General features: G+C 35.8%; 20 protein-coding genes, 1 tRNA gene and 1 pseudogene. 20 read left to right on the forward strand and 2 right to left on the reverse strand.

Annotated features, from left to right (window positions below):
* Positions 1-61: 61 nt before the first annotated feature.
* The 4 genes and pseudogenes from OR571_RS07475 to OR571_RS07490 all read left to right on the forward strand — a co-directional run bounded on the left by OR571_RS07475 (position 62) and on the right by OR571_RS07490 (position 2063).
* Positions 62-277: a hypothetical protein gene (locus OR571_RS07475; RefSeq protein WP_282242209.1), complete on the forward strand. Its 216-nt coding sequence runs from the start codon at positions 62-64 to the stop codon at positions 275-277.
* A 221-nt stretch (positions 278-498) separates the two neighbouring features.
* Positions 499-1013, forward strand: a pseudogene (locus tag OR571_RS07480) (DUF3189 family protein).
* Positions 1014-1226: 213 nt separating this feature from the next.
* Positions 1227-1463: a hypothetical protein gene (locus tag OR571_RS07485; RefSeq protein WP_142539850.1), complete on the forward strand. Its 237-nt coding sequence runs from the start codon at positions 1227-1229 to the stop codon at positions 1461-1463.
* Between the two features lie 417 nt (positions 1464-1880).
* Positions 1881-2063, forward strand: coding sequence for a hypothetical protein (locus tag OR571_RS07490; RefSeq protein ID WP_282242210.1), 183 nt, complete (start codon positions 1881-1883; stop codon positions 2061-2063).
* A 61-nt stretch (positions 2064-2124) separates the two neighbouring features.
* On the opposite strand, the gene OR571_RS07495 is transcribed toward OR571_RS07490, so the two are convergent.
* Positions 2125-2196, reverse strand: a tRNA-Val gene (locus tag OR571_RS07495).
* A 178-nt stretch (positions 2197-2374) separates the two neighbouring features.
* On the opposite strand from OR571_RS07495, the gene OR571_RS07500 reads away from it, so the two are divergent.
* From OR571_RS07500 to OR571_RS07510, 3 genes are all read left to right on the forward strand, one after another.
* Entirely contained in the window at positions 2375-3088 is a 714-nt protein-coding gene (locus tag OR571_RS07500; RefSeq protein ID WP_282242211.1) for an EcsC family protein, read from the forward strand.
* 556 nt (positions 3089-3644) lie between these two features.
* Positions 3645-5549: an endonuclease MutS2 gene (locus tag OR571_RS07505; protein WP_282242212.1), complete on the forward strand. Its 1905-nt coding sequence runs from the start codon at positions 3645-3647 to the stop codon at positions 5547-5549.
* Positions 5550-5660: 111 nt separating this feature from the next.
* Positions 5661-5948: a DUF1292 domain-containing protein gene (locus OR571_RS07510; protein ID WP_481900368.1), complete on the forward strand. Its 288-nt coding sequence runs from the start codon at positions 5661-5663 to the stop codon at positions 5946-5948.
* Between the two features lie 41 nt (positions 5949-5989).
* Here OR571_RS07510 and OR571_RS07515 read toward each other — a convergent pair whose 3' ends face one another.
* Positions 5990-6277 (reverse strand): hypothetical protein, encoded by a 288-nt coding sequence (locus OR571_RS07515; protein ID WP_282242213.1) that lies wholly within the window; start codon positions 6275-6277, stop codon positions 5990-5992.
* Positions 6278-6559: 282 nt separating this feature from the next.
* Between OR571_RS07515 and OR571_RS07520 the strand changes: the two genes are divergently transcribed.
* The 13 genes from OR571_RS07520 to nagA all read left to right on the forward strand — a co-directional run bounded on the left by OR571_RS07520 (position 6560) and on the right by nagA (position 18775).
* Entirely contained in the window at positions 6560-6841 is a 282-nt protein-coding gene (locus OR571_RS07520; RefSeq protein ID WP_282242214.1) for a DUF1292 domain-containing protein, read from the forward strand.
* A 187-nt stretch (positions 6842-7028) separates the two neighbouring features.
* On the forward strand, positions 7029-7457 hold the full coding sequence (locus tag OR571_RS07525; RefSeq protein ID WP_282242215.1) for a hypothetical protein: 429 nt from the start codon (positions 7029-7031) through the stop codon (positions 7455-7457).
* 23 nt (positions 7458-7480) lie between these two features.
* On the forward strand, positions 7481-7984 hold the full coding sequence (locus OR571_RS07530) for a hypothetical protein (protein ID WP_282242216.1): 504 nt from the start codon (positions 7481-7483) through the stop codon (positions 7982-7984).
* Positions 7985-8022: 38 nt separating this feature from the next.
* Positions 8023-9255, forward strand: coding sequence for an S-layer homology domain-containing protein (locus tag OR571_RS07535; protein WP_282242217.1), 1233 nt, complete (start codon positions 8023-8025; stop codon positions 9253-9255).
* 408 nt (positions 9256-9663) lie between these two features.
* Complete coding sequence (locus tag OR571_RS07540) at positions 9664-10380, forward strand: 3-ketoacyl-ACP reductase (RefSeq protein WP_282242218.1); 717 nt, start codon at positions 9664-9666, stop codon at positions 10378-10380.
* A gap of 95 nt (positions 10381-10475) precedes the next feature.
* Positions 10476-10619, forward strand: coding sequence for a hypothetical protein (locus OR571_RS07545; protein ID WP_282242219.1), 144 nt, complete (start codon positions 10476-10478; stop codon positions 10617-10619).
* A 383-nt stretch (positions 10620-11002) separates the two neighbouring features.
* On the forward strand, positions 11003-12025 hold the full coding sequence (locus OR571_RS07550; protein WP_282242220.1) for a LacI family DNA-binding transcriptional regulator: 1023 nt from the start codon (positions 11003-11005) through the stop codon (positions 12023-12025).
* A gap of 93 nt (positions 12026-12118) precedes the next feature.
* On the forward strand, positions 12119-13270 hold the full coding sequence (locus OR571_RS07555) for a Gfo/Idh/MocA family protein (RefSeq protein ID WP_282242221.1): 1152 nt from the start codon (positions 12119-12121) through the stop codon (positions 13268-13270).
* Positions 13271-13394: 124 nt separating this feature from the next.
* A complete protein-coding gene (locus tag OR571_RS07560) occupies positions 13395-14300 on the forward strand; it encodes an ABC transporter permease (RefSeq protein WP_282242262.1) in 906 nt (301 codons plus the stop codon).
* Positions 14301-14312: 12 nt separating this feature from the next.
* Positions 14313-15191, forward strand: a complete 879-nt coding sequence (locus OR571_RS07565; protein ID WP_142539887.1) for a carbohydrate ABC transporter permease — start codon at positions 14313-14315, stop codon at positions 15189-15191.
* A 34-nt stretch (positions 15192-15225) separates the two neighbouring features.
* A complete protein-coding gene (locus OR571_RS07570) occupies positions 15226-16845 on the forward strand; it encodes an extracellular solute-binding protein (RefSeq protein WP_348775030.1) in 1620 nt (539 codons plus the stop codon).
* Between the two features lie 65 nt (positions 16846-16910).
* Positions 16911-17591 (forward strand): YesL family protein, encoded by a 681-nt coding sequence (locus OR571_RS07575; RefSeq protein WP_282242223.1) that lies wholly within the window; start codon positions 16911-16913, stop codon positions 17589-17591.
* Complete coding sequence (gene nagA / locus OR571_RS07580) at positions 17588-18775, forward strand: N-acetylglucosamine-6-phosphate deacetylase (protein ID WP_282242224.1); 1188 nt, start codon at positions 17588-17590, stop codon at positions 18773-18775. Before OR571_RS07575 ends, nagA begins: the two co-directional genes overlap by 4 nt.
* The last annotated feature ends 55 nt before the right edge of the window (positions 18776-18830 follow it).

An 18830-nucleotide genomic window follows, 5' to 3' on the forward strand; every position in this document is an offset into this window, starting at 1 on the left:
TATAAAGAGGTTTTACAATGGGAAAGCTATTTTGGACTGAAAACGAACAGATGAAAATTGTTTGGTATATATTGATACTGAGCTTATCGGAAAAACAAAGAAACGAACATCTGAAAGGATGAAAATCAAGGATGGCATTGTGAAAAAGGCTATGCTTGATCCTGCTTTTAAGGGAAGATTACAAGCAGTCCGTCCTGAGAACACCATTATGCAACATATAAATGAATGGGTAAAACTTTTAGAAGACGGTAAGAAGAGGCCACCGTTGAAAAGATAATCCAGTACAGTAAGTAAAATTTAATAATCCAATTTAGAGCGTCCCCATAAGGACGTTCTTTTTGGTTCGAAAAAAAAACGGAAACGCAGTATAAGCTAGTGTTATTTTTTATGCTTATTGGTAAAAGTGATGTATAAATCCAAATGTAAATGGCATCAAATGAATTGATACTAGACTAAATGAGCATAATAGCCATAGATAAAAATATAAAGGATGATAACATGATTTATATATATAATGACTATGGCGGAACGCATACCACAGCTTTGGCGGCCGCTTATCATTAAAAGAAATTACCCAATCAGAGAAAAAGTTAACAAAAGAACAAATATTAAATGTAAACTATTTCAATAAATTAACTAAAAAGGATGCTGGACGAATCTTTTTTCATGGTATTGATGAAGATGGAGACTCAGTGTATACAATAGGTCGAAAATCCTCTAAGCTAGTTGTACCAGCAATGAAAGATTTAATTTTATTGATTCAAAATAAACATCAATTCAATGAAAAGATAATTTTCTCCAATACATCTCCAACTGTCCCAATGGTAATGTCAATTGGAGGTTTTTTTTCAAGAGGACTAAAAATTGATTTTATTGGTGTACCATTATTAGTTTTAGGTGCCCAACAATGCTGTGATAATATTTTTCGATTGGTAGAAAATACGAAACAAATGGGACATACTCCAAGTGAGGAACGAGTTATTGTTCTAGAAAATACAGCTTACAAAGACTAATTAATGATGTAGTTAGTTTGGGAACCTAATGCGTCGTAAGAGAAGTGAAAAGAATAAACTTTGGGGGAACGTCACTGGGCGTTCTTTTTCTTATATTGGCCTGTATATTTTTATCTCTTTTTATATCTTAAACATTATAAAAATTAATATATGAATAAAAACTATTTAATATGAGTATATTTATTATAAGTATTTAAGGAAAAGAGGGAGATTATGTCTAAGTTGAGAGTTGTGGAAATTGCAAATGAAGAAGCTGTTAAAGTCTTCCCGGAATTTGAGGTTACTAACCCCTCTTATATTGCAGGGGCAGCGACAAATGTATCAGATAAATTCTTTTATTTATATGGGCTAGCTACAAATGATTCTGATTCTAGTATTCGTCAACTCTTGTCGATACTATTAAGAGATTTAAGGGACTCCATGGATTTAAAATCAACATCTGGGACATAGAATTCTTAAGAGAAAAGAATAAACTTTATGAGGAACGTCCACACGGGCGTTCTTTTTGGCCTGAAAAACTCGTAAACGCAGGATAAACTAGCTTTATTTTTTATATCAAAATATTGTTAAAGGAAACACCTTACTTTTGCCGAAATAGGAAAGATGAAAGGAAGGTAGCCTAATGAAAATATTAACAGATTTAATATCTAAAATTAAAAGCGTTCAAAAACCATCTAATAAGTCATGTCATTTTTGCTTAAGAAAAACAAATGATATGCGAACTTATAAGAATGAAGGAAATCTAAAAGTAAAAGTTTGTCCCTTATGCGTTGAATATGCAGAAAGACGAGCGTTCCGGAAATAAATTTTAGCCGTCCACAGATTGAAGTGGAGGGTGTTTTTTATATTGAGATAGGGGGAATGGGAATGACGGAAGGGAGTAGGCCGTCAATGTTCGAAACAGTGAAAGGGCATGCGGTACAATTGAACAACCACGAAGAAAGAATAAAAGCATTAGAAAAAGTTGATGAAAAGCATGAAGAACGTATTCAAAAGCTGGAAGAACAGTCCATGAAATTAGAGAGTACTATTTATAAAATCAACAAATAAAATGATTGAATTCAAACATAAAAAAGACCTTACGCCTTGATGCGAAAGGTTTTTCGTGTGATGATCTGAGAGGGATTCGAACCCCCGACCCCGTCCCTGTCAAGGACGTATTCTCCCGCTGAACTATCAGATCTTTAGATGTTTCTTCCGCTATTATATAAGTTTGATCTAAAGAGTACAATACTTTAAACGACTATTTTTCTATTACGTCTTTAGATGTATATGTAAATAAAGCTCTAGTCCATTTAATTAAATTTCTACTGGTCTATACTAGAAAGTAAATGAGACAGCGTGAAGACAGGAGAGGACATATGGTTGATTATACAAAAGAAGTAGAGCAACAACTTCAATTTTGGAAGCTTAGAATGACAAAAAAATCTGGTATTTTAGGCCGGGCTGCTAAAAATGTACAGAACAAGGTTAATGGTATTATTCCGGAAAAGTTCCATCACGTGATGACAGAAAGTATTAAAAACATGGTAAAAGCAACGCTTGTAGGCTCCAACATGACAACGAAAAAACGTTTGCCATTTGAGCTCAGCCTATATGAACGAGACGAGTTACTGAAAGAAAAACTTTCTACTTTCAGAAAAACAGCTGTTATTGAAGGCGCTGGTACAGGAGCAGGAGGAATACTGCTAGGGCTTGCTGATTTCCCATTACTTTTATCTATAAAAATGAAATTCCTTTTTGAAGCTGCCGCGATTTATGGATTCGATACGGATGATTATGAGGAACGACTATTCATATTACATATTTTCCTATTAGCTTTTTCAAGTGAGGAAAAACGAAAAGATGCATTATATATAATTGAAAACTGGGAATACCAAAAACATTTGATTGCCGATATGGACTGGAGAGAGTTCCAGCAGGAATATAGGGATCATATTGATTTGGTTAAAATGTTTCAGCTACTACCTGGTATCGGAGCAGTTGTTGGGGCGTTTGCCAACTACAAATTACTTGATCAGCTGGGTGAAACGGCCATGAATTCATATCGGTTGCGTTTATTACACGATATCTAATTGACTTGCATGTGAAATGATGATATATTGAAAATATTCTAATTAAAGGTGTGGTGAGTATGTCGGTTGTAGGTATAAACTAATTTAGTTTAATAAGGCTTTTAATAACTGGTTTTGTACTAGCTTATTAAGCGTGCCTTGTTTCACAATGTTTAAGCAACATTGTGGATACCTACCTTAAGACTGCTTCCTTTTCCATATAATCGATTAACATAATGGTATGTTAAGACGAAGAGCGTGGTGGGATTTGTCCTGCTATGCTCTTTTTTCTATCCTATTATTAGTTAACGATCAAAAATGCCTTGTGACGACCACAAGGCTGATGCCCGCAGGAGCTTTCTATCCATTTTTCGGTTTAAGCCGTAAATATGGAGAGGTAGGAGAGTTCTTGCGGGCATTTTCTAATTTCATTCAGTAGGGGTTTAAACCCTACTGAATGAAATTAGAGCCTCCGGCGGATGTCACAGATTTTGAAAGGAGTGAATTGAGCAAACTCATTTCAAAATCTGGACGCAAATACGCCAAGGCGAATTTGATTAAATAAGGAGGAATAAAAATGAATAAGATGACCTTTGAAAAATTACAATATAACGAACTAAAGGAAATGGTGAAATCCCATTGCGTAAGTAGTTTAGGAAAAGAATTATTGGATAAGTTGCAACCGAGTACCAATAGTAAGGTTGTGAAAAATCGACTAAATGAGACGACAGAGGCTAGAAAACTACTGGATGCGGAAAGCCATCTCCCATTAAAGGGGATTTCCAATATAAATTATTTGATGGAAAAGCTTGAAAAAGGGATGATTCTTGGTCCTTCTGAGCTAGTAGCTATTTCAGATTTTTTAAGAGGGTGTCGGGTGATAAAGAAGTTTATGTTAGGGAAGGAGTTTTTTGCTCCTGTCTTACATGCTTATGCATATTCGATGATGGAATTTCAAAGTATTGAAGAGGATATTAATCACTCGATTAGAGGGAATAGAGTCGATTCGGAAGCTAGCAAAGAATTAAAGCGAATCCGTAATCAAATGGCAAAAGCAGAAGAAAAAATAGAAGAACGTCTAAATAAATTTCTGAAAAGCAATGCGAACAAACAATATATTCAAGAATTTTTTATAAGCAAAAAAGATGATAGGTTTACGATTCCGATTAAAGCGTCGTATAAAAATCAAGTGGAAGGCACCATTATCGAAGCTTCTTCCAAAGGTTCTACAGTATTTATAGAGCCAGCTGCTATTTCTAAATTGAATGCTGAACTTGCTACTTTAAAGGCTGAAGAGTCAATGGAAGAATATCAGATTCTAGCTACCCTTTCAGGAAGCATTCTTGAGCAAACGAGCCAGATTAACATCAATATCGAACTTATTGCTCAGTATGATATGATTTTTGCCAAAGCGAAGTTTAGTAAAACGATGGATGGTATAGAACCAAAGTTGAATGATCACGGGTACATTAAGCTGATAAGCTGTATGCATCCACTTTTAACAGGAAATATTGTGCCTTTAGATTTTGAAATTGGAAAAGATTATCGAAGTTTAATCATTACTGGGCCCAATGCTGGGGGAAAAACAGTCGTGCTAAAAACGATAGGAATCCTAACATTGGCCATCATGTCAGGCTTTCATATAGCAGCAGCTGAAGGTACGGAGCTAGCAGTTTTCGATCAAATTTTTGTAGACATCGGGGACAATCAAAGCATTGAAAATTCCCTGAGTACATTTTCATCTCATATGAAAAACATATCTGAAATCATGAATGCGTCGACGAATAATACGCTTCTACTTTTTGATGAAATTGGAAGTGGGACAGAACCGAACGAAGGAGCAGCACTAGCAATTGCCATACTCGAGGAATTTTATCAAATGGGCTGTATGACGGTCGCAACCACTCACTATGGAGAGATTAAACGTTACTCGGAAATGCATAGTGACTTTATGAATGCTGCGATGCAATTTAATAGCGAAGCATTAGAGCCTATGTATAAGCTTTTAATCGGCAAATCAGGTGATAGCAATGCACTATGGATTTCTAAGAAGATGAATTTGCGTGAAAAGGTGCTACAAAAAGCACAGCGTTATATAGAAAATAAAACGTATGACCTTGAGCGAGTAAGAGACAATAAAATAAAAAAACCAGTTCTAGTTGCGAACCAGGAAGAGGTAACATATGAATTTGAAGTAGGAGACAGAGTAAAACTAACTGAACTTGAGGAATTTGGTATTGTGTATGAGAAAAAAGATAATCATAATAATGTGTCCGTGTTTTATAAAAATGAAATAGTAAAAGTAAATATAAAGAGATTGCAACTGGAAGGAAAAGCAACCGATTTATATCCAGAAGGATATGACTTAAATTCTTTGTTTGTTAGTTATGCAGAAAGGAAATTTCAACATGACATGGAAAGAGGTTCTAAAAAGGCATTGAAAAAAGTTTCAAAAGAAATAAAGAAAAGGCTCATTGAATAGTTCCTCCAAATAGTTTTAGGTAAATTCATGCCCATTATGGGTTAATCGATGGTTTAGAGGGTAGAATAAATTAGGAAATTCTATTTTATAAAATGTTAGGAGGAAATTGGGATGGATGAAAAAATGGGTGGTATTGAAGTTGGCGAAATTCTTACTGTGATGGATGAAGATAATCGAGAACAAGAAATAGAAGTGATTGGCCTGTTAACGATTGAAGATAAGGAATATGCAGCGGTAGCATTTGCAGATGACGCTCAATCAGAAACGATAGATGAGGTAGATGTATTCTTTTTCCAAGTGATAGATGGAGAGGAATTAGCGGAAATAGAGACGGACGCGGAATTTGAAAAAATATCTGCAGCATTTTTAGAAGCTCAAGAAGCGGAAGAAGAGGAATAAAAAAATGATTAAAAAGAGAGGGGATTAATTCCTCTCTTTTTTTAAAGCAATCCCTCTCGACAGTCTGATTTTCCTTGAAATTTATTATATTTTTTAACTTCGCTTATTGTCTCCTCTATTTCTTTAATGTAATGCTCAAATAGATGATCATTCCCTGATTCGTTAAAATTCTGTCGATCAATAGAATTTAACAATGCAATTATTCCTTTACACTTTAAATCATCAGAAGAAGGGATTTTAGATTCTCCCTCAATTTCCCCTTTTACAACTAACTCCCCATGGCTATCTTCCATTTTAAATGCGAATTTTTTTGTGTAATTATGGTGCATTTCAGAACACTCCTAATATAATAATCGAATCCTTTAATATAATATATCCGCGATGAATAGTTTTACTCACATTTTGTATTTGTACCAGTATATCTAAGCGATTTTGATCAATATTATTACTATTGGAATGGTACGTCATTGTTTAAGGTATATACTACTAAATAATTGAATCTATATTGAGGGGCAATACCAATTTTTGTATTGCTAAAAAGCCTGTATTATATGATAATCCAAAGGTACGTTATATAGAGAGTTAAACATTTTACGTGAGGAGGAGTTAAGATGGAACAAAATCAAGAGAAAATTAAAGTAGGACAAATTTTCACCGTGCTAGATGAAAACGATCAGGAGCAAGAAATGGAAGTGCTCGGATTGCTAACTGTTGAGAGTACAGAATACGCCGCTGTAGGATTCATAGAAGATATTCAATCTGAATCAGACGAGGATATTGATGTGTTCTTTTTCCGAGTAGAAGATGAGGAGCTATCGTTTATCGATACAGATGAAGAATTTGAAAAAGTATCCTTAGCATTTTCAAAATTAGAGGATGATACGATTTTATAAAAAAGGAAGGGCTTAACAAAGCTCTTCTTTTTTTTATAGGAATGTTCTCCAGTCACTTAACATAGAATCTTAAGGATTGTGCATGAGCGCCAAGAAAGGAAGAGAATAACAGAATTATAAAATATTATGTTCACAATTTACAGAATATATTGTACAATTCAGAGAATACAAGTTTAGGGGGATTATTTTGGCGAAATTAAAGAAATTTGGAATTGTATTAGCTTCATCTGCTTTATCTTTTGGCATGTTTTCTTCTATTGCAAGTGCTTCCCTCAATGAAGAGGGGCAACAAGAAAGAATCCAAATTCAAGTTGCCTCAACAGAAAATGTTTTTACGAAGAATGATTTAATTAAAAAGTTTCATGAGTTATTTCCTAAGAAGTTTGATTTTTTAACGAGTAGTGACTTTTATATGGGTGGTGCTCACATTTACCCTGATGATAATACTGTACGTTATGATTTATCTTTCAACAAAACGATTGATGGAAAACGAGTGTATGGAAGTGTTGGATTTGTTGGAGAAAAATTAGAGATTGAGCAATTTTACTATCAGCCAGCTCTTGAAAAAGACTCGTTATTTCCAGCAAAAGTCTCTAAAGAAGCTGCAAAAAAATAGCGGTTGATTTTGTAGCACAATTTTTGAATGCAGAAGATTATGAGCTAGAGCCAAACTATTACAACTATTATCCTCAACAAATTTTAACAGAACCGATTCGCTACTCCTTTTCTTTTGCACGTACGGAAAATAAAATTTCTATCGCTGATCAAAGGATAGAAGTATCAGTTCTTGGAAATGGGGAAATCGTTAACTTTTACAAAAATCCTATTAAATCGGAAAAATTCACATTTGACGATGCAAAACAAATAAAGGATCAAAAAGAGATATTAGAAAAAGTAAAAGAAAATCTAACGGGAAGTTTGCAGTATCAGCTAAATAACGATTACCAAACTGGTGAGCGCAATGTTCAGCTTGTCTACCAACCAACAATGAAATGGCAAGGTGTACATGCATCTACAGGTAAATGGCTCACTTCCAATGGTTACGTAGAGGAAGTACCCAAAACAACGAAAATCGAAAAGTTAGCTGCTAATCCATTGCCTCCAAAACAAAAGGGTATTACAGTCGAGTCCGCAAAAAAATAGCGGAACAGTTCCTAAATTTTAAATCCGATAAAGTTAAATTGACTATTTCATCACTAGATGAGATTGAAAATTACAACGGACAGCCTGTTATTAGTGTCCAGTATACGTATAACTATGCGAACGGTGGAACGGGCGGAAGTATAGAAATAAATAAAAATACAGGTGAAATTATTCAGTACTATGATGTTAAAAGCCACCTTCTTGAACAAATTGGAGAAAAACAGAAAACAGAAAAACCAATTTCTAAAGAAGCAGCGCTTGCTCAAGCAGTGAAATACTTAAAGGAATGGGCACCATCTTATCTACACAATTACGCTATGCCTGTGGATGAGCCTTTTTTTGAAAAGGGAATGGGTAATTATTATTTCAATTTCCCGAGAATTGTAAACGGTATTGTTGTGCAGGGAGACCAAATAGGAGTACAGATAGCAGCAGATGGTTCTTTAGGTAGCTTAAATATTAATTTCCAAGAGGTAGAAAACTGGCCAACGATAGATAAAGTCATTTCTGCCGAAGAGGCAAAAGCGAAATTAAAAGAGGCATTAAGCCTTAAATTGAATTATATGAAACAAGGAATTGATGAAGACAATCATCATTATGATTTAGTGTATTCTCCAACTTTCAATGAGGATCCAATGAGTTATTTAGATGCACAAACAGGAGAATGGAAAAGTATTTATGGTGCAAACAATACAACTGTCATTTCACATCCTTGGGCTGAAGAGGAGCTCAACTATCTGATTAGCGCGAAAATATTAGATATCAAAAACAAGAAAGATTTTAATGCAGATGCTTCTATTACAAAAGGAGAAGCGTTAAAAGTAGTGATGAATTCCATTTCTTATTTTTATTCGGGCGGTTATTATGGGAATAGAGAAAATATGCCCCAAACATTTGATAATATAGATCCAAAGCATCCACTATATCAATCCATAGAACGGGCAGTTGAGATGGGCGTTATTAAACCTGCGAAAAGCTTTGATATGGATGCTAAAGTGACACGAGAAGAACTAGCGGCTTGGTATATACGTGTGCTAGGACTTGAGCAAGCAGGCAAACATAGTGACATTTATAAACTGAACTTTGCGGATGCAAATAAAGTGAACAAGGAATATGCTGGATATGTTGCGCTAGCAAGTTCTTTGGGATTATTAGAGACTGATAAAGACAAGTTTAATCCTGAACAGGAAGTAACATACGCTGAGTTAGCAGCCTCAACGATACGCTTAGCTCATGAAATGTCCGAAAAAAGAAATGGCATCTATTATTAATTAATAGGTTAAATTTTTGAAGGCTTCTGCCGTGTATTTATTTATACGGCAGAAGTTTTCACTTTGACTGAGGTGGAGATCGTGTGAGGATAACTGTTAGCACTCTTTCTATTTTATTTGGAGCAATATTAGTAAATACAACTTTTGGGTCCCATAACGTTATAGAAAATTTTATTTCCCATGCTTATGGAATAGTTTTTATCGTTTTATTTTACGGAAGAACGTCGTCGTGTTTCCCTTCACTATCGACTGCTACTAGCACTAATGGATTGTCTGTCACATAACAGAATTTTTGCATATTCTTGACCTTTACTGGATATTGTGGAAAAGCAGATTAGTATACATTTCAGAGAGGTGAAGGTACTCTAGGTATAGAATGTACATAACTTTTTAAAAGGAGAGAAAAAAATGCAAGTTATTACTGGTAAAACTGCTCTAATTACAGGGGCTGGTCGGGGAATAGGAAAAGCAACAGCAATCGCATTTGCAAAAGAAGGTATTCACGTTGGGTTGCTTGCACGTACAATTGAAAATTTAGAACAAGTAGCAACCGAATTAAAAGATTTCGGAGTAAAGGTTTCCATTGCAACTGCAGATGTTGCTGACATGGATTCTGTTAACCAAGCAGTAGAGAAGATAAAAGCTGATCTTGGTTCAATAGACATTTTAGTAAATAGCGCAGGCATTAGTAAATTTGGTAATTTCCTTGATCTAGATCCAGCTGAATGGATGAAAATAATTCAAGTAAATGTAATGGGGACTTACTTCGTAACACGAGCAGTATTACCTGAAATGATTGAAAGAAAAACAGGCGACATTATTAATATCTCATCCACTGCAGGACAAAAAGGTGCACCAGTAACAAGCGCTTATAGTGCATCAAAAGCAGCTGTTATCGCATTAAGTGAATCATTAATGCTAGAAGTAAGAAAACATAACATACGTGTCGTTACACTAACGCCAAGCACAGTCGCTACGGATATGGCAGTCGAGTTAAATTTAACTGATGGTAATCCAGATAAAGTGATGCAACCAGAAGATCTTGCAGATTTTATGGTTGCTCAGCTTAAAATGAATCCGAGAATCTTACTTAAGTCAGCGGGCTTGTGGTCAACAAATCCATAAATACTAAAAGAGAAAAGCATAAATCATGCTTTTCTCTTTTTTGTATAATCCCTTTTTTCAAGGAGAGACTAACTTAAAAGAAAGGATGGGTAATCATGAAAGATAATAAATTTGCGGATCTTGATCGTGAGCAGTTGCAAGAAATTAACGAGCTAGAAGATAGACTTGGGATTACACTTGTTGCTTATGAAATTTCCACAACCTTTGATAGTACATCAAGTGAAATTTCTTCCACATAAAAATATTATACAAATTGAGTTGTCTCATAGTCGGTCAATTGACTATGAGACAGGCTTATGGGGATGTTTTTACAACTAAACTTGTGTAAGCATTACAATGTCGCTATACAAGATCCAAAGTTGTTTCTAACAAAGATGGAATAGTCAATACAACTAACTAATATAAATATTGATATAAAAATATATTGACACATGAGTCTTCTGACTATATATTATTTTTATACCAATTTTCTGAATAAAAGAGCATTTTCTTTTTTTTACTCAAACTTGTACCTACAACCTGTTGACTGGTCGTGTTCGATAAGATATTGTACTAGACTACTTGGAACCATGTAGTACAATTATATAAATTGAAAACGGTTGCAAGGGAAAGAGGTAGAAAAATGGTTACATTAAAAGATATTGCAGAACATGTTGGAGTCTCAATTACGACAGTTTCTCGTGTTATTAAAAATGATTCTTCAAGGAATGTAAATCCTGAAACAAAGAAAAAAGTCTGGCAAGCGGTAAGAGAGTTGGGGTATATACCAAATGAATACGCAAGACATCTTGTCGCATCTTCCGGACCAGAGAAGAAAGAGACCAAAAGAATAGCATGGCTTGCTAGCCCGCGTTTAGCGGAGTCTAATCCCTACTTTTCAAAAATCTATTCAGGTATTAGTGAAACATTAAATAATGCAGGTTACACGCTACTGCTATTAAGTAATGAGGATTTGGAAGATGAAGCCTTTTTCCATCAGATGATTAGAGAAAAGGAAGTCGATGGGGTATTGCTGATTGATAAAGTCGATGAAAAAATACTTCTTGAGATCAAGGAAATGATACCCGTTGTAGGAGTTGACTTTAACTATAGTGATCATGCAATCTCTACAGTAGATTATGACAGAGAAGAAGCTGCGTACAAAGCTATAGAACATTTAGTTTCAAAAGGACACCGTCAGATTGGTTTCATCGGCGGTGGTATCGACATTGAAATGACAAATGAAAAACGATTCAAGGGTTTTAAGAAAGCGATGAATGAGTTCGGAATAACTGTAGAAGAAAATTGGATCATTAATTCTAATTGGTGTTTGGAACAAAGCTACAAATCAACAAAGGATTTATTGAATCTTCCTCAAAGTAATCGTCCAACTGCTATTTTATGTGCTGGAGATTTACTAGCGATAGCGGCAATGCGTGCTGCACACGAACTAGGTCTAATAATCCCTGAGGATATTGCTTTTATTGGTATTGATAACAATGAAATGGCTCAATATGTCGTTCCATCATTAACAACTATATCGATACCTCAATATGAAATGGGAGTAATTGCAGCAAAAGTGTTGATTAATCAAATAGAAGATAATGTGAATATAGCTTTAAAAACCTTATTACCGTTTGAATTATTAGTACGTCAATCAACGTAAAACTACAGATTAGTTTTGTTAACCCATTAGGGAAAACGTTTTCCGGTATTTTGGAGACTTTTTCCCGAATAAAAATATAGATGAGGTGTAGGAATGAGAAAAGTAAGAATTGGGATTATAGGAGCAGGTTTACGAGGCGGACTTGCTCATTACTGGCACAAGCCAGATGGAGAATCGGAAGTTGTTGCGCTAGCAGATATTTCCCAGGAACGATTGGATAAGTTTCAGGAAAAGTTTGATACTCCATTGTTTTTGACTAAGGACTACAAAGAATTATTGAAACGCGATGATATTGATGCAATTGCGGTATTGTCTCCCGATTATTTACATGAAGAACATGTAACTGCTGCTCTTGAGGCCGGTAAACATGTTTATTCTGAAAAACCACTTGCCATTACAGTTGAAGGCTGTGACAGAATTATTGAAGCATGGAAGAAATCAGGAAAACATTTGATGGTTGGTTTTAATATGCGATACATGAGCATGTACCAGACGATGAAAGAACTCATTGATTCAGGGGCTATTGGAGAATTGAAGACGATTTGGGTTCGACATTTTGTAGGTTTTGGTGGTTATTTTTACTACCACGATTGGCATGGAAAATCACAAAATACAACATCTCTTCTCTTACAAAAAGGTTCACACGACCTCGATGTAATTCACTGGATCTCTGGTAAGTATGCGACGAAGGTGTCTGCATTCGGTGGTCTTGATTATTATGGTGGGGACAAGCCAAACAATTTAACATGTCCGGAATGTGACCTTAAAAATACTTGTCCTGAGTATGTACCACATACATTTACGGAATGTGCATTTAGAGAAGAAATCGACGTTGAAGACAATAATATGCTCATTATGGAGCTAGAAGGAGGTATTAAGGCATCTTATCTTCAATGTCATTTTACTCCCGATTATTCGCGTAACTATACGTTCATCGGGACAGAGGGCCGTATAGAGAATGACGACGTCAACGGGAAAATTTATTTGAAAACGCGTAAAACAAATACATGGAAAGAGCTTAGTGATGTTACTTACGAGATGAAGCCAGAGGAAGGTAGTCATGGCGGAGCAGATCCAAAAATTACGCAAGACTTTGTTGAGCTAATTTTGTATGATAAGCAACCTCTTACAACTCCATTTGCTGGGCGAATGAGCGTAGCTGTTGGATGTGCAGCAACAGAATCCATACGCGCTGGTGGTAAGGTTGTTCATATATCTCAAGAATCTAATATTGTTCACAATTAAGTAGGTTTGTAAGAAAAGGGGTGTGATTGTGACAAATTTGAGTAAAGATGTAGGATATGTCGAGAATATCAAAAAAAGTAGGGAAAAGAAGTCTTTTGAAAAACACCAGAAGGAAAAGAAGAATATATTAGTTAGCTGGAAAAAAGCTTTTCGAAAAAATTGGGAACTATACGTATTGCTTACACCAGTCATTTTATATTTTCTAATTTTTCATTACTTTCCTCTCTATGGATTGCAAATTGCATTTAAAGATTTTATCGCAACTAAAGGGATTACAGGGAGCCCATGGGTAGGATTTAAACATTTTGAACGTTTCTTTGATAGTTATTATTTTTGGAGACTTATAAAAAATACTTTAGGAATAGGTATTTTCACGTTAGCAGTTTCATTTCCGATTCCAATAATACTAGCGCTTATGCTCAATGAAATAAAAAGCTTACGTTATAAAAAATTCGTACAGACAGTAATATATGCACCGCATTTCTTATCGACAGTCGTTGTTGTTGGAATGCTACTGCTGTTCTTAAAAACAGATGGACTGGTCAATCAAATAATTCAACTTTTCGGAGGATCACCAATTAGCTTTATAACAGAACCAGCTTGGTTTAAGAGCTTGTACGTGTTTTCAGATGTTTGGCAAACGATGGGGTGGAGTTCTATTATTTATATTGCTGCACTTGCAGCAGTTGACCCAGCGCAACATGAAGCTGCAATGATAGATGGAGCGTCAAAATTTCAACGAATTATTCATATCAATATCCCGGCAATCATGCCTACTATTGTAATTCTTTTCATTTTGAATGCTGGATCTGTCATGGCAGTGGGTTTTGAAAAAGTCTTTCTTATGCAAAACGATCTAAATATGTCGACGTCAGATGTTATTTCAACATTCGTTTATCGAAGTGGAATTTTGGAAGCACAGTACAGTTTCTCGGCTGCAGTGGGACTTTTCAACTCGCTTATTAACTTCATTATGCTTATTATGGTAAACCAGATTGCGAAAAAAGTGAATGAGACAAGTCTATGGTAAGGGGTGGCTAGATTGAGAGAAAGTAAGACTGATCGTGCGTTTAATATATTCAACTATGTTTTTCTTGCAATTGTGGCTTTACTCGTAATCTATCCATTGATTTTCGTTCTTAGTGCATCTCTTAGTAACCCTGAGAACGTAATATCAGGTGATATGTGGTTATGGCCAAAGGAGTTTACATTAGATGCATATGAAAAGGTGTTCCAGAACAAGGATATTATAAATGGGTTTATTAACACACTGAAGTATACAATTTTTGGTACTATTCTAAATGTCGTTATGACTATTTTGGCAGCATATCCGCTATCTCGAAAAGACCTAAAGGGTCGGGGATTTATCATGGCATTTATCGTCTTTACTATATTTTTTAGTGGAGGGCTTATTCCGACGTACTTACTTATCAGAGACCTTGGGATGTTAAATACATTTTGGGTAATGATCATCCCAAACGCAGTTGCAGTTTGGAATATCATTATTATGCGAACGTTTTTCCAATCTATTCCTCATGAATTAGAAGAGTCAGCAATGATTGATGGAGCTGGGAACTTCAGAATTTTATGGAGTATTGTTTTGCCACTATCATTCCCAGTAATAGCAGTTATGGTTCTCTTCTATTCAGTTGGTCACTGGAATTCATACTTCCAGGCACTGATATATTTACAGGATCAAGAGAAGTTTCCACTTCAACTGATTCTTCGACAAATTCTTATTCAAGGTCAAACGGATGACATGATCAAGGCAACGTCAGAAAGCTTTTTAGCCCAACAACTAAGCGTGGAAGGGTTGAAATATGCAGTACTTATAGTTGCAAATTTACCGATGCTTATGCTCTATCCGTTTTTACAAAGGTATTTTGTCAAAGGCGTCATGATTGGATCGCTTAAGGGGTAACAGGGAGAAAAACATATGAAATGAGGGGGAGAATGTGTTGAAAAAACGTTATTTTGTGGGTATGACCGCAAGTCTATTACTGACAGCTAGTATTTTGGGGGCTTGTTCAAATGAGGAAGGGGCAGCTAAAAAAGGGGAAAATGCTAGCAACGTGAAGGCAACGGGTATGCCGATTGTAGAAGAAAAAATTCAAGTGGATGGTTTTGCAGCGAAGTTTTTCGCATCTCAGGACTGGAATAATCTGATGCTTTGGGAAGAGTATGAAAAAATGACCAATATCGATGTGGAATGGGAAACTGTACAAATCGAGGGGTTAGCGGAGAAGAAAAACTTAAAACTTGCAGCTGGTGATTACCCTGATTTATTTTTCGCTTCAGCATTTTCGAAGACAGATTTGCTTAAATATGGTCAACAAGGTGTATTCTTGCCACTAAATGACTATATCGATGAATACGCACCAAACTTTAAAAAGATTTTAGAAGATTATCCTTCTGTGAAACAAGGCGTGACGATGGCGGACGGAAATATTTATGGCTTTCCAACTTTTTATGACCCTAATTTTGAATCACTTCGTGCTGGTACACCATGGATAAATAAAGACTGGCTTAACAAATTAGGGCTAGAGGAACCTGAAACGACAGATGATTTGTATAAAGTATTGAAGGCGTTTAAAGAACAAGATCCAAATGGCAATGGACAAGCAGATGAGCTTGGATGGGGAAGTGGATATGGTATTGATCAGTTCATTCATTATTTGCGCGGGACGTATGGCTTGAACAAACAAGGATCTATGAATATAAACTTAGACTTTAAAGAAGGTACTGAAGAATTCCGCTTTGTTCCTGCGACAGATGAATACAAGGAATTACTTACATTCTTAAACAAGCTTTATAAGGAAGGTTTAATTAACCAAGATGTTTTCACAACCGAACCTCATGTGTTTGCTGCAGAAGCATCTAAAGGAAACTATGGTATGTTGAGTGAAGTTGACCCGAAAGAATTATTTAAACTGGATGGTTACATTGGTGTGCCTGTTCTAGAAGGTCCAACTGGTGAACGTTCTTACAACTTCGTTTCCAATGGTCTTGGAAATCTAGGAATGTTCGTGTTGACGGATAAGGCTGAAAATCCAGAAGCAATGGTTCGTTGGATGGATTACTTTTATGGAGAAGAAGGTTCTAAGATGTTCTTCATGGGATTTGAAGGAGTCACGTATGAAGAAGATGAAAGTGGAAAATTTAAATATTTGGATACGATTACAAATAGTCCCAACGGTTTGAACATGGACCAGGCAATTAGTGAGTACTTAACATGGCCTGGTGGGTATTACCCTGGAATGGTTAGACAGAAATTCTTCCAAGGTGCAGAAGCTACAGAAAACTCTATTCAAAATGCAGAGAAAACTCTACCATATACTATAAAGGATGAAGACATTCTTCCAGGTCTAAATTATACAGTGGAGGAAAGTGAACAAGTCGGTGCAATTATGACAGATATCCAAACGTACATCAATGAAATGACTGCAAGTTTCATCACTGGTAAACAAGACTTTAGCAAATGGGATGAGTATAAGAAAACGCTTGATAAAATGGGATTACAAGATTATCTTGAACTTGCTCAAGGAGCTTACGAACGATCAACAAAAGAAAAGTAAAATAATAATACTCATACAAAGATTCTCATTTGTATGAGTTTTACCCTTTAAGGGAGGTAGCGAGATTGGACTTAAATGGATGGAAAGGAAAACTCTACTGGTTCGTAGAATTTGTAACGATGCTTGCAGTATTGCAACTGATGTGGATTGGGTTGACACTACTCGGTCTAGTAATTTTTGGAGTTTCTCCTGCTACAGTGGGGCTCTTTGGAGTAATGAGAAAAAGAATGCAAGGACAAGATGAGTTGCGAACACTATTAAAAAATTATTGGGTTACGTATAAAAAGGAGTTTGTTAATTCTAATAAGATTGGAGTTATTTTAATAGGTATCGGTTATTTTCTGATCATCAATTTGCAGATTGCACTAACGATGAAAGGGACGTACGCTTTGTTTATGTTAACAGTGATTGTTATGATTTCGATTTTGTATGCTGTAATGTCGATGAATATATTCCAAGTATATGCACATTATGACCTACCCTTTGCACGTTATTTTTCATCATCTCTTTTACTAAGTATTTCGTTCCCTCTTCAAGTTCTTGGGTCCTTTATCGGGCTCTACGTACTATATCGGATTTTCTTATTCATACCTGGACTTCTACCGTTTTTCGGAGTGAGTCTAACAATATTGTTTCTTACTTGGATGTCATCTCAAATTTTCCGGTTGAAAGGTGAATACGATGGAACATTACAGTTGGAGGAAGAGAAAAATTCAATACAGTCATTTAAAGAGGGTGCAATATGATCTATTTAACCAACGCTACTATTGTGCTTGAAAAATCAGTTATACAAGATGGGTTTGTTCATATTAAGGGTGAAAAAATCGAATCTGTCGGAAAAATGGCAGACTGTCCCCCCATTAATAATAAGGAAGAAGTGTTTGATTGCACGGATAAACAATATGTCATCCCTGGAATGATAGATATACATGTGCATGGGGCTGGGGGATATGACTTTATGGATTCAGAGCAAGAGACCATTGATAGTATTGCTCTCGCGCTTGCCGAAGAAGGGACTACCTCTTATCTGGCGACAACGATGACAAATCCGCTTTCGCGAATTAGTAGTACACTTAAGAATCTTGCTAGTTACAAAAGAAATAGTAGTAGAGCGGGTGTCGCAGAAATGGTAGGAATCCATTTGGAGGGACCCTTTATCAACAAAGAACAAAAAGGAGCCCAACCAGAAGATGCTATCCTGCCACCTAATTGTAAATTGTTTGAAGAATGGCAGAAGCTATCTGGAGATGCTATTAAAATTGTAACATTTGCTCCTGAATTAGATGCCAATTTTGAGCTATTAAAGAAACTTCGACTAGCAGGAGTCATTCCATCGATGGGACATACAAATGCAACTTACAATGAAACAGTTCAAGCTATAGGTCAAGGAATAACACATGCGACTCATCTATTCAATGGTATGAAAGGATTGCACCACCGTGATCCAGGTGTTGTGGGCGGTGCTCTTCTACATGATGAGGTTTATGTTGAAGTAATTCCAGATGGTATTCATTTTCATGCGGACTTATTGAAACTAGTAGTAAGAATGAAAGGACTTGAACGGATTTTGGTTATAACCGATGGAATGCGAGCGAAGGGGATGCCTGATGGAATTTACGATTTAGGCGGACAGAACGTGACAGTTCGTGACGGGAAATGTTTATTAACGTCAACTGGATCTCTTGCGGGTAGTATAGTGACAATGAACAAAGCAAGGCTGAATCTACGCACATGGCTTAGTTTGACGATTCTGGAACAGATACAGGTTACATCTATAAACCAAGCTAAACGTTTAGGTCTCTTTGATAGAAAAGGATCCATTCAAGCTGGGAAAGATGCTGACATCGTAATTCTTGGTATAAATGGAGAAGTCGAATTGACGATTTGCAGAGGGGTTATTGCTTTTCAATGTAAAGATGCATTTAAATGATGTAAATCTTTCTGAATTGATGATATATTGAAATTGTGAAGACGTAAGAAGAAGG

Origin of the sequence: Psychrobacillus sp. NEAU-3TGS, from assembly GCF_029955155.1 — a bacterium.
Classification (GTDB): domain Bacteria; phylum Bacillota; class Bacilli; order Bacillales_A; family Planococcaceae; genus Psychrobacillus.

Excerpts from the sequence above, each read along its gene's own strand:
- OR571_RS07520 (WP_282242214.1), top strand. The coding sequence starts at position 6,560 with ATGGAACAAAATCAAGAGAAAATTAAAGTAGGACAAATTTTCACCGTG.
- OR571_RS07540 (WP_282242218.1), top strand. The coding sequence starts at position 9,664 with ATGCAAGTTATTACTGGTAAAACTGCTCTAATTACAGGGGCTGGTCGG.
- OR571_RS07490 (WP_282242210.1), top strand. The coding sequence starts at position 1,881 with ATGACGGAAGGGAGTAGGCCGTCAATGTTCGAAACAGTGAAAGGGCAT.
- OR571_RS07505 (WP_282242212.1), top strand. The coding sequence starts at position 3,645 with ATGAATAAGATGACCTTTGAAAAATTACAATATAACGAACTAAAGGAA.
- OR571_RS07500 (WP_282242211.1), top strand. The coding sequence starts at position 2,375 with ATGGTTGATTATACAAAAGAAGTAGAGCAACAACTTCAATTTTGGAAG.
- OR571_RS07515 (WP_282242213.1), bottom strand. The coding sequence starts at position 6,277 with ATGCACCATAATTACACAAAAAAATTCGCATTTAAAATGGAAGATAGC.
- OR571_RS07550 (WP_282242220.1), top strand. The coding sequence starts at position 11,003 with ATGGTTACATTAAAAGATATTGCAGAACATGTTGGAGTCTCAATTACG.
- OR571_RS07485 (WP_142539850.1), top strand. The coding sequence starts at position 1,227 with ATGTCTAAGTTGAGAGTTGTGGAAATTGCAAATGAAGAAGCTGTTAAA.
- OR571_RS07545 (WP_282242219.1), top strand. The coding sequence starts at position 10,476 with ATGAAAGATAATAAATTTGCGGATCTTGATCGTGAGCAGTTGCAAGAA.
- nagA (WP_282242224.1), top strand. The coding sequence starts at position 17,588 with ATGATCTATTTAACCAACGCTACTATTGTGCTTGAAAAATCAGTTATA.
- OR571_RS07555 (WP_282242221.1), top strand. The coding sequence starts at position 12,119 with ATGAGAAAAGTAAGAATTGGGATTATAGGAGCAGGTTTACGAGGCGGA.
- OR571_RS07510 (WP_481900368.1), top strand. The coding sequence starts at position 5,661 with ATGGATGAAAAAATGGGTGGTATTGAAGTTGGCGAAATTCTTACTGTG.